Below are 11,126 nucleotides of genomic sequence, written 5' to 3'. Positions count from 1 at the left end.
TTCTATTATATTTTCTCTTTTCTCCAGTAAAAACACTAACTTAATCATCATATAACATTTTGCTCCAAAAAACAGACGATAAAAGCAACAAAAAGAGGAATCCTGGTTTTTCTTTTTAGAGGAAGAGTTGAAATACTGCGATTTCCGGCACAACGCCAAACCTTGCGGAAATATGGGTAGTGCCAATTCCAGTATTTACATACAGATTGAAGTTGGAAGTGTTCCCGATGGAATACATCCCTCCGCTGTATTTAGAAGATAGAGAAGTGTTGGATAAAGCAAATTCCTTTAGGGCAGGAAAAAACGGAATGTTGATTTGACCACCATGGCTATGCCCGCTAACAGCAAAATCATAGTTGGAACTCAGGTAATTTTCAGCGGTATTCGGTTCATGGGTCAATAGGATATGATAATCAAAATGACGGCTTTCCTTTGTACTTGGTAAGGAAGGATTTCCGAGCAAAGAATCGTCCAGCCCTGTAAACAAAATTGTTTTTCCGTTATTTAGAGTCACAGAATAGTCTTGATTTTTCAATAACTGAAATCCAGAGGATTCCATAAGATACTGATACTCATTTTCCGCCCCTCCACCGTAATCTCGATTTCCCCAAATGGCAATTTTAGCATAATTTGCTTGGATTCTTTGTAACTCCGCAACAATGTTTTCGTTATCGTTGTATTGTGCATAATTGTCATATAAGTCCCCTGTGAACAGAACAATATCAGGGGTTTGCTCGTTTATCTTGTCCACTACTTTTTTCAGGTTTTGATTGGTAAAATCCTGTTTGATATGTAAATCGGATATCTGCACCATTTTGTAGCCAGTGGTACCCTCCTGTTGCTGGTTGATATTATATGGATGGACTTTAAGCCGGTAGGGTTCTATCTGGAATGCGTAAAAGATACATCCGGCTATAGCAACGATGAAAATAAGGAATAATAGGGCAATGTTACGCAATACTTTCAATAAGATAACATCTCCTTTGTCTTGGTTTTGATAACACTATAAAGGGGAAATATGACGTTTATATGATAAAATAGAAAATAGTATGTAATTTTCAATAGGAATCTATGGGGTCCTGCGCAAAAATTTTTGACCGATGTAAACTAAAAAAGTTACGAAACAAATATTTTTTGATGTATTGCAGTTTCGGACTTACAAATCGTATTGGAGTGTTACGATATAGCGCCATCCTATATAAAAAAGGTAACTTTGTAGTGTTTTCCAATATTTTGGTACAATCAGGGGGATTTTGCTTGATTCAAAGGGAAAAAAATGTTATAATATACCCTGTATTATTTTCGAGAGGTGTCGGTTTGGAACAGAAACAAGCTGTTTTTATAACAGAACAAGAAAAACAACAGCAGCAGGAATATGCGCTGAAATGTAAAGAAATCCTATCCCAGCGGTATTTGCAGCAGCCTTTGTGCCATGTGCACACCTATGGCTGCCAGGCAAATGTGGCAGATGGGGAACGGATCAAAGGGATGCTGGTGGAAATGGGCTACGGCTTGACGGATACCCCGGAACATGCCAGCCTAATATTATACAACACCTGCGCTATCCGCGAAAATGCGGAGAACCATGTGTTTGGAAACGTAGGGCAGCTTTCCCATTTAAAAAAGGAACATCCTGATTTAATCATTGGGCTGTGTGGCTGTATGGTACAGCAGGAACATATCACCGAAAAAATCAAGCATAGCTACCCTTATGTGGATATGGTGTTCGGTACCCATGTGCTTCACCGCCTGCCGGAATTTGTTTACCGTGCGCTGCAAAAGCAAAAGCGTATTTTTGAGATTCCGGAGAGTGAAGGCGTTATTGCGGAAGACCTTCCGGTGGTGCGGGACAGCCAGTTTAAGGCTTCGGTGCAGATTATGTATGGCTGTAATAATTTTTGCACCTACTGTATCGTTCCCTATGTAAAAGGAAGGGAACGCAGCAGAAAACCGGCGGACGTCCTCCAAGAGGTGGAAGGGCTGGTACAGCAGGGATATAAAGAGATTATGCTTCTGGGACAGAATGTCAACTCCTATGGCAAAAATCTGGAAGACGGTATCCGCTTTTCCCAGTTGCTTCGCCAGATCAATGATATACCAGGAGATTTTCAAATCCGGTTTATGACCTCCCACCCAAAAGACGCTACCAGGGAATTGATTGACACCATAGCAGAATGCGATAAAATCTGTAAACATCTGCATTTACCGGTGCAATGTGGGAACAATAGGGTATTAAAAGCGATGAATCGCAGCTATACCCGGGAACATTATCTGTCTTTGATTGACTACGCAAAACACAAAATCCCAAACCTTTCGTTGACCAGCGATATTATTGTAGGGTTCCCAGGGGAAACCTATGAGGAGTTCCAGGATACCCTTTCCTTGATTCGGGAAGTGCGGTATGATTCCCTGTTTACCTTTATTTATTCCCCACGAAATGGAACCAAAGCGGCAGTAATGCCTGACCCGATTCCAGCAAAGGAGAAATCCCGCTGGTTCCAAGAACTGTTACAGGCGCAGGCGGAAATCGCCGTGGAAAACCTAAAACGGTACGAGGGGCAAACCATGCGTGTGCTGGTGGATGGCTTTGGCAAACAGGAAGGAACCCTTTCTGGTAGGAACCAACATAATATGGTAGTCAACTTTACCGGCAGCCCAGAGCTGATTGGCGAATTTGTAAACGTTCGGATTACCGAGGCCAGAAAATTGGCGTTGGTTGGCGATATAATTTAGAATTTATAAGGAGAATACAAGATGGAACCATTAAAATTAGCAAGAGAATTAGGGAAAGCAATTCAGGAGTGTCCAGAATACCAGGCACTGCACAACGCCAAAGTGGCAAACGACAACGATGCAGAATTAAATGATTTGATTGGCCAGTTCAACCTGAAACGGATGGAAGTGGAAAATCTGATGAACAATAAAGACGCTGACCAGGCGGAAACTCAACAGAAAAACGAACAGCTCCGCGACCTGTACGAAAAAATCATGGCAAACCAAAACATGCAGACCTTTAATCGTGCCAGTGACGCCATGAATAAACTGATGAACTACATCAACAATATTCTGGTTGCTTCTGTAAACGGCGACGACCCAGAAACCTGTGACATCGAGCCTCAGGGATGTTCTGGAAGCTGCTCTAGCTGTGGTGGCTGCCACTAATTTGTAACATCGAGATTTTGACACCCAAGGGAGGAACATGATGGATAAACTTTCACCAATGATGCGGCAGTATCAGCAAATCAAACAACAGCATAAGGATCATCTGCTGTTTTTCCGCCTGGGGGATTTTTATGAGATGTTCTTTGAGGATGCTCTGATTGCGTCAAAGGAATTGGAGTTAACCTTAACAGGAAGAGATTGTGGTTTAAAGGAACGTGCGCCAATGTGCGGCGTTCCTTTTCATAGTGTGGATACTTATATCAAACGGCTGGTGGAAAAAGGTTACAAAGTGGCCATCTGTGAGCAGATGGAAAACCCTGCCCTTGCCAAAGGGATTGTCACCCGTGAAGTGATCCGTGTCATTACCCCGGGTACTATCTCAGAAAGTAACATGTTGGAGGATGGCAAAAACAACTATATTTGCAGCATCCTGGTACAAGGCAAAAACTTCGGTATCAGTTTTGCGGATGTGTCCACCGGGACGGTGTTTACTTCCGAATTCCGCTCTTCCAATTTAATGGTGGATATCGTCAATGAGCTGCAACGGTTTTCCCCTTCCGAGATTCTCTTTAACCAGGAGTTTGTCAACCTTACGGATGTAGCAAAATACCTGAAAAACCATATGAAATGCACCGGGGAACTGATGGAGGATGAAAAATACCAATCGGCTGTGGTGCGGCAGCAGGTGGAAGAACAGTTTGGAAAATCCCTGGATGACCTGGGCTTGAGCCAGTTCCCGTTGGCAACCGGATGCCTTGGGGTCTTAATTGGCTACCTGATAGAAACCCAGAAAGACGGGGTAAAACGTTTGATTGACCTCCAGCTTTATAGTGAGCACCAGTATATGGGGGTTGATCTTGCTGCCCGTAAAAACCTGGAGTTGACCGAAACCCTCCGCAGCGGGGAAAAACGTGGCAGCCTGCTCTGGGTGTTGGACCACACCAAAACCTCTATGGGAAAACGCTTGATGCGGAAATTTGTGGAGCAGCCGCTGATTAACCCAGTGCAGATTCTAAAACGCCAGGATGCGGTGGAGGAGCTTTGTAAAGACTTAATCAAGCGGGACCGGCTGATGGAGCTGCTCTCCAATATTTACGACCTGGAACGGCTGATGACCAAGGTGATTTACGGCTCGGTGTCCCCAAGGGAACTGAAAGCCCTCTCGTTCACTGCCCAAAGCCTGCCCGAAGTAAAACAGGAACTTTCCACCTACCAGTCCTCCCTGTTGTGCGATTTGAACCAACGGATTTCCAACATGGAGGAGATCCACAATTTAATCGAGAACGCCATTATTGATGAACCTCCAATCACTATGAAGGAAGGCGGCGTAATCAAACCAGGGTTCCATCAAGAGCTGGACGAGTTGCGGGAAATCCGGGACAACGGCAAGGATTACATCCTGCAAATGGAGGAAAAAGAGCGGGAACGCACCGGCATCAAAAAGCTGAAAATCAACTACAACCGGGTGTTCGGCTATTATATTGAGGTGACAAAATCCAATCTGGCGGACGTGCCGGAAGATTATATCCGCAAACAGACCCTTGCCAACTGTGAGCGGTTTATCACCCAGGAGCTAAAAGAGTACGAACAGAAAGTCCTGGTGGCAAATGAGCGGATTATCGTCATTGAGCAGGAAATCTTTGAGGAACTGCGAAAATTTGTTGCGGAACAACTAGTTACAGTACAGCAAACCGCTGAAGCAGTTGCCACGGTGGATGTACTTTGTTCCCTGGCGGAAGTAGCGGATCAATACCATTATACCCGTCCGGAAATTGTCACCACAGGGCAGATTGTTATCCAGGATGGCAGGCATCCGGTGGTAGAAACCGTGTTGGATGTTCCGTTTGTACCCAATGACACCTTACTGGATACCAGCGACAACAAGCTGGCTGTGATTACCGGCCCGAACATGGCGGGAAAATCCACCTATATGCGGCAGGTGGCGCTGATTGTGCTCATGGCGCAGATGGGAAGTTTTGTCCCTGCCAGTTACGCGAAAATTTCCATTGTGGATAAGATCTTTACTCGTGTTGGGGCGTCGGATGACCTTTCCGCCGGACAGTCCACCTTTATGGTGGAGATGAGCGAGGTTGCCCATATCCTTAAACATGCCACTAAAAACAGTCTGGTCATCCTGGACGAAATCGGACGGGGGACTTCCACCTTTGACGGGATGAGCATCGCTAAATCGGTGGTAGAATACATCATGAAATCAAAACAGCTTGGTTGCAAGACCTTGTTCGCCACCCATTACCATGAACTCACCAGTATGGAACACGAAATCCATGGGATTGTCAACTACAATATTGCGGTGAAAAAACACGGGGATGACATTACCTTTTTGCGCAAGATTGTACGGGGTGGAGCGGATGACAGCTATGGCATCGCAGTGGCAAAACTGGCGGGGATTCCTGCGCCGGTGGTAAAACGGGCCAATGAGATTTTAAAGGAACTGGAATCCGGTTCGTTGGCAACGGTACAGACCAATTCTCTGGCGGATCAAATCGAACAGGCACCATTGCAAATTGCCTTGGGCGCCCCTCCAGTAGAAACAGTAGAACAGCCAGAACACCCTGCTTTGGAGTTGCTTCGCCAGATTGACCCGGACGAGCTGACACCAAAAAAAGCCATGGATTATTTATATGAACTCAAACAACTGCTAAAATCATAGGGAACGGAGGTGCCCTTGTGCCAAAAATCAACCTGTTAGACAAAAATGTATCCGAACTGATTGCCGCCGGCGAGGTAATTGAGCGTCCTGCTTCGATTGTAAAGGAATTACTGGAAAACGCCGTGGACTCAGGGGCAACCAATGTTACCATTGAAATCCGGCGAGGCGGTAAATCCCTCATCCGTGTGACGGATAATGGCTGCGGCATCGCCGCCGAGGATGTACCGAAGGCATTTTTGCGCCACGCTACTAGCAAAATTTCTGATCAGGATGATTTAGATCGCATCGGAACCCTGGGGTTCCGTGGGGAGGCACTAGCCTCTATTTGTGCTGTGGCTAAGGTGGAACTGTTGACCAAACCGGCGGAACAGGAATATGGAACCCGCTATCTGATCCAGGGTGGGGAAGAAGTTTCGTTGGAACCCTACGGCTGTTCAGCAGGAACTACCATTCTGGTGCGAGATGTGTTCTACAATGTGCCTGCTCGTTTGAAGTTCCTGAAAAAAGATGTAACCGAGGCAAATTCCATCCAGTCCATTGTGGATAAAATCGCCTTGAGCCATCCGGAGGTTTCGTTCCAGATGCTAAGGGAGGGGAAACAGGTGCTACATACCCCTGGAAATGGGGATTTATTCGCAGTGATTTACGCTGTGTTTGGTAGGGAATTTGCTACCTCTTTGATGAAGGTGGACAGTAATCATAAGGTGAAGGTAACCGGATTTACTAGCATCCCTACCCAGACCCGCTCCAATCGGAGTATGCAGCATTTTTTCATCAACGGGCGCTACGTTAAATCCAAAACTTGTATTGCCGCTCTAGAAGAGGCCTATAAAGGCAGTATCATGGTGGGGAAATTCCCTGCCTGCGTGTTGGAGCTTTCCCTCCCATTAGATAGTGTGGATGTCAATGTGCATCCAGCGAAAATCGAGGTACGTTTTTCGGACGAACAGGCGGTATTTGAAGCGGTGTATTTTGCGGTAAAACAGGCAATCGCTAAGGATAACCAGTTGACGCAGCAACCGGAGCAGCCACAGGTAAAGCCACATATTGAGCGGGTGGTATTCCATCCACGGCAGCAAGAACAGACCACACTTCCGAAAAAGGCAACATTCCAGCAAAGTAAGCCCGATTACCATTCTGAACCAGAACCGTCCATTAACCAAGAGAACTACCAGTTTTTAAGCCGGAGTTCCTTCCAAAAAAAACAGCCAGAACAACAACCAGTTTCCCGCTTAGAGGACAGGATTATTTTGGAAGAACCTTTACCAGAGGAGCCAAAACCGGAATCTGTTCCAACACCAGAGCCACTTCTCCAACAGCAGGAAACCGTGGTGATGGAATCCCAACAACCGCCGGAAATCCGCCTGATTGGGGAACTGTTCCAGACTTATATTCTGGCGGAAATTGATGGCATGTTTGTGGCGGTGGATAAACACGCCGCCCATGAACGCATTTTATACGAGGAGCTAAAGGCTCAGAACGACCATCCCATGGAACGGCAGCTGTTGCTTTCTCCCATCCGTTTGACCCTGTCCAGAGAAGAATACGGCTGTGTGTTGGACCACCTGGAACAAATTCAGCACATGGGATTTTTGGCAGAAAATTTTGGGGATAGATCTATTTTAATCCGGGAAATTCCTTTGGTGTTGGATCAGCACAACTGTCAAGAGGTGTTTGAAGATTTAATCAACAACATCTGCCAGAATAAAAAGGATATTACACCAAAGGTGCTGGATGATTTGTATCATTCTATGGCATGCAAAGCAGCCATCAAAGCCAATGATCACAACACCCCGGAAGAACTCTATCAGTTGTTGCAACGGGTGTGGACGGATGAATCGATTCGGTATTGCCCTCATGGCAGGCCAGTCATCCTTACGTTTACAAAAGAAAGGTTTGAAAAACAGTTTGGAAGAACATAATAAAATTCCGTTAATCGTTGTAGTAGGGCCTACTGCGTCCGGAAAAACCGATTTAAGCATCCAAATCGCCAAGCGATTCCAAGGGGAAATCGTTTCGGCGGATTCCATGCAGATTTACAAAGGAATGGATATCGCCACCGCAAAGCCCACCAAAGAGGAACAGCAGGGGATTCCCCATCATCTGATGGATTTCCTTGACCCTCGCCAGCCATTCAGCGTGTCCGATTATGTACAGTTGGCAAACCAGGCGATTGATGGTATCCTTGCCCGTGGGAACCAGCCCGTCTTGGTGGGGGGAACCGGACTGTATGTGGATTCTCTGGTGGAAAATATCACCTTTACCGAAACGGAAACCGACCAGCAGTATCGAAAACAACTGCAACAGCTGGCGGAAGAACAGGGCGGGGAATATCTGCTGCGCCAATTGGAACAGATTGACCCAGAATATGCGAAAACCCTCCATCCCAACAACTGCAACCGGATTATCCGTGGACTGGAGATTTACCATACCACTGGTGTTCCTATGACCCAACACCTGCAAAACAGCAGACTACACCCTTCCCGTTTTCATCCGTGTTACATTGGGCTGAACTACCAGGACCGCCAGCATTTGTATGACAGGATTAACCTGCGGGTAGATTTGATGATGGAACAAGGACTGCTGCAGGAAGCAAAGGCTGTTTACGATACGCCGGGGCTGAAAACTGCTTACCAGGCCATTGGCTACAAAGAGCTGAGCCGTTATTTTTCCGGTGAGGAAAGCCTGGAACAGGCGCTGGAAACCATCAAGCAGCAAACCCGCCGCTATGCCAAACGCCAACTGACATGGTTCCGCAGAAATCCCAATATTCATTGGATTTTCCCCGATTCTGTGGAAACTATCCAAACAATTTATGAACAAAGCTTTGAAATCATAGAAAAATCCTTGTATTTGTGATAAAATTAAAACAATCAATTAAACGGAGGGGGATAACAAAAAAATGAGAACCAATGTAATCCGCATTATTACGGTTTTGTTATCCTTCTGTATTTTGATCAACCTGGGGTATCAGGTGTATTTGCGGTTGTCCGATCCCTACCAGACCGAGATTGTATATGATTATACCTTAAATGACAGCGTCCAAACCGAAGGGCTTGTTTTTAAGGACGAAACGATTATCCAGCGCCCAGAAGGAGAAGGGGTTGTAAAATACCTGTACCAAAATGGGGATAAAATCGCAAAAGGCGCCAATGTTGCCATGCTCTATCAGAATGAAGCAGACGTAGCAGCAACTGCGCAGATCGAACAACTGACAGCCCAGATTGAACAATTGGAAGAAGCGCAAAGCGAAGGGGTAAAACAGGAAGCTAACATTTCAGTGGTGAACCAACAATTGACCAACACCTATGTGGAGTTTATCCAGCAGCTGGAACAGGGCGGGGGTTCGGATTATGCTTCTTATCGGAATGATCTAACTTTTATGTTGAACAAACGGCAGATTGTAACGCAAAAAGTCACTGATTTTAACGGTCAGATTCAAACCCTCAATCAACAAAAATCTGAGTTGGAGTCCTCAATCACCTCCCAACCCCAAGCAGTTAACGCCTCCCAGGCTGGCTATTTTGAGGACAAGTTGGATGGCTATGAGGAACAGTTGACCCACGCTTATTCTGATACCGTTACAGCTAACGAGTTAAAACAACTTTTGGAGCAATATAAGGAGCCAGATCCATCTGCGGAACAGCAAACCAACATTATTGGCAAAGTGATGACAAAACCAGACTTGCGCTATGTTGCTCTAGTGCCCACCGCTAAATTGGATCAGGTAAAACAAGGGCAGGCCTGTACACTGCGGTTTGAAGATGTAGACGCCGCTATTGAAGCGGAAATCTACCGCATTGATAAAAATCCACAACAACACGAAAGCCTGGTGGTGTTCAGCATTACCCAGATTACCGGAAATCTGATTTCCATCCGTCAAAACAAGGCAGAAGTTATTTTTAATAGCCATACCGGTTTAAAAATCCCAAAGACCGCTTTGCATACGTCCGAGGATGGTACACCAGGGGTTTATATTAAGCATGGCGCCAACCTCAACTTTAAAAAAGTGGAGATTCTTTATGAAAATGAAGAATACATTTTGTGCGCGCATCATTCCACAGAGCAGGAGTATTTGCAATTATACGATACCATTATTGTACAAGGGAAGGATCTTTATGATGGAAAACCAATTCGATAGTCAACGGGTGGAGCAGATTCGTGCCAATGTGACGCGGATAAAAGCCAATATTGCACAGGCGGCACAAAAGGCTGAGCGCTCTCCACAGGATATCCAGCTGATGGCAGTGACTAAAACCGTCCCGCCTGAGTATGTTAACGTTGCTATTCAGGAAGGGGTTACCCTGTTAGGGGAAAACCGTGCTCAAGAGTTGATGGAAAAATACGATGCTTACCAGTTGAAAGCGGATCATATCCACTTTATCGGTCATTTACAGCGCAACAAAGTAAAATATATTATTGATAAGGTTTCCATGATACACTCGGTGGATTCTTTGGAACTTGCCAAGGAGATTGACAAGCAGGCAAAAAAACACCAGTTGATCATGCCCGTATTGGTAGAGGTGAATATCGGCAGGCAGGAAACCAAAAGCGGTGTTGATCCTAATTTACTAGAACCTTTGCTGGATGGACTTTCCAGTTTAGGGAATATTTCGGTACAAGGGCTGATGGCAATCCCGCCAGCGCAAGAAAGTGAGAAATATTTTGCAAAAATGCAGCGGTTATATATTGACATCAAAGCACAAAACAGAGATAATATATTTATGAACTTTTTATCCATGGGAATGAGTGCTGATTATATGTTGGCAATCCAATACGGCGCAAATATTGTGCGGGTTGGTTCTGCAATGTTTGGCGCTAGAAGTTATCAAATAGGAGGATTTCAAAAATGAGTTTTATGGACAAACTAAAAGGTATGGTAGGCGTAGAGGACGAGGATTACGAAGAGTACGAAGAATATGATGACAACCGTGAAGTGTTTTCTGCCAAAGAAGAAAACGACCACAGATCAGATAGAGACAATAGTAAAAATAAAGTAATGAACATCAACGCAACTGCGCAATTAAAAGTAGTTCTGGTAAAGCCAGAACGCTTTGAGGATGCAAGTTCTATTGCGGACCACCTCAATGCGAAGCGCACCGTTGTGTTAAACCTGGAATCCGCTAGCAAGGAGATTGCCCGGCGTTTGATCGACTTTTTAAGCGGCGTTGCCTATGCCAACAACGGTCAGATTAAACGGGTAGCAAACAGTACCTTTATTATCACTCCGTATAATGTGGATGTAATGGGCGACCTGCTGGACGAACTGGAAAATAACGGCGTATTTTTCTAA

At 45.3% G+C, this 11,126-nt stretch carries 9 protein-coding genes; 8 read left to right on the top strand and 1 reads right to left on the bottom strand.

Translation table 11 applies throughout. The annotated features are described in order from the left end of the window. Positions 1-115: 115 nt before the first annotated feature. The gene (locus tag H8Z77_RS04315; RefSeq protein WP_186996284.1) at positions 116-967 is read right to left on the bottom strand and encodes a metallophosphoesterase; all 852 of its coding nucleotides are present in this window, start codon (positions 965-967) and stop codon (positions 116-118) included. A 350-nt stretch (positions 968-1,317) separates the two neighbouring features. Here H8Z77_RS04315 and miaB point away from each other — a divergent pair, with 350 nt between their 5' ends. The 8 genes from miaB to H8Z77_RS04275 are packed head-to-tail and all read left to right on the top strand — an operon-like array spanning position 1,318 to position 11,126. Continuing rightward, positions 1,318-2,733, top strand: coding sequence for a tRNA (N6-isopentenyl adenosine(37)-C2)-methylthiotransferase MiaB (miaB, locus tag H8Z77_RS04310; RefSeq protein WP_286165433.1), 1,416 nt, complete (start codon positions 1,318-1,320; stop codon positions 2,731-2,733). Between the two features lie 21 nt (positions 2,734-2,754). Beyond that, positions 2,755-3,162, top strand: coding sequence for a YlbF/YmcA family competence regulator (locus H8Z77_RS04305; RefSeq protein WP_069988960.1), 408 nt, complete (start codon positions 2,755-2,757; stop codon positions 3,160-3,162). 40 nt (positions 3,163-3,202) lie between these two features. Further along, positions 3,203-5,833, top strand: a complete 2,631-nt coding sequence (gene mutS, locus H8Z77_RS04300; protein ID WP_186996283.1) for a DNA mismatch repair protein MutS — start codon at positions 3,203-3,205, stop codon at positions 5,831-5,833. Between the two features lie 17 nt (positions 5,834-5,850). Beyond that, entirely contained in the window at positions 5,851-7,755 is a 1,905-nt protein-coding gene (gene mutL, locus H8Z77_RS04295) for a DNA mismatch repair endonuclease MutL (RefSeq protein ID WP_186996282.1), read from the top strand. Then, the gene (gene miaA, locus H8Z77_RS04290; protein ID WP_235843911.1) at positions 7,667-8,692 is read left to right on the top strand and encodes a tRNA (adenosine(37)-N6)-dimethylallyltransferase MiaA; all 1,026 of its coding nucleotides are present in this window, start codon (positions 7,667-7,669) and stop codon (positions 8,690-8,692) included. Before mutL ends, miaA begins: the two co-directional genes overlap by 89 nt. A gap of 43 nt (positions 8,693-8,735) precedes the next feature. Then, a complete protein-coding gene (locus H8Z77_RS04285) occupies positions 8,736-9,974 on the top strand; it encodes a biotin/lipoyl attachment domain-containing protein (protein WP_069988957.1) in 1,239 nt (412 codons plus the stop codon). Continuing rightward, a complete protein-coding gene (locus H8Z77_RS04280; protein WP_069988956.1) occupies positions 9,952-10,686 on the top strand; it encodes a YggS family pyridoxal phosphate-dependent enzyme in 735 nt (244 codons plus the stop codon). The genes H8Z77_RS04285 and H8Z77_RS04280 overlap by 23 nt, the downstream gene beginning before the upstream one ends. Next, positions 10,683-11,126, top strand: coding sequence for a cell division protein SepF (locus H8Z77_RS04275; protein WP_069988955.1), 444 nt, complete (start codon positions 10,683-10,685; stop codon positions 11,124-11,126). The genes H8Z77_RS04280 and H8Z77_RS04275 overlap by 4 nt, the downstream gene beginning before the upstream one ends.

The sequence above is a fragment of the Clostridium facile genome (genome assembly GCF_014297275.1).
GTDB classification, from domain to species: domain Bacteria; phylum Bacillota; class Clostridia; order Oscillospirales; family Ruminococcaceae; genus Massilioclostridium; species Massilioclostridium facile.
This window is presented reverse-complemented; position numbering and strand designations above follow the sequence as displayed.

Coding starts and splice junctions, on each gene's coding strand:
- H8Z77_RS04305 (WP_069988960.1), top strand. CDS start 2,755: ATGGAACCATTAAAATTAGCAAGAGAATTAGGGAAAGCAATTCAGGAG.
- mutS (WP_186996283.1), top strand. CDS start 3,203: ATGGATAAACTTTCACCAATGATGCGGCAGTATCAGCAAATCAAACAA.
- miaA (WP_235843911.1), top strand. CDS start 7,667: ATGAATCGATTCGGTATTGCCCTCATGGCAGGCCAGTCATCCTTACGT.
- H8Z77_RS04285 (WP_069988957.1), top strand. CDS start 8,736: ATGAGAACCAATGTAATCCGCATTATTACGGTTTTGTTATCCTTCTGT.
- H8Z77_RS04280 (WP_069988956.1), top strand. CDS start 9,952: ATGATGGAAAACCAATTCGATAGTCAACGGGTGGAGCAGATTCGTGCC.
- H8Z77_RS04275 (WP_069988955.1), top strand. CDS start 10,683: ATGAGTTTTATGGACAAACTAAAAGGTATGGTAGGCGTAGAGGACGAG.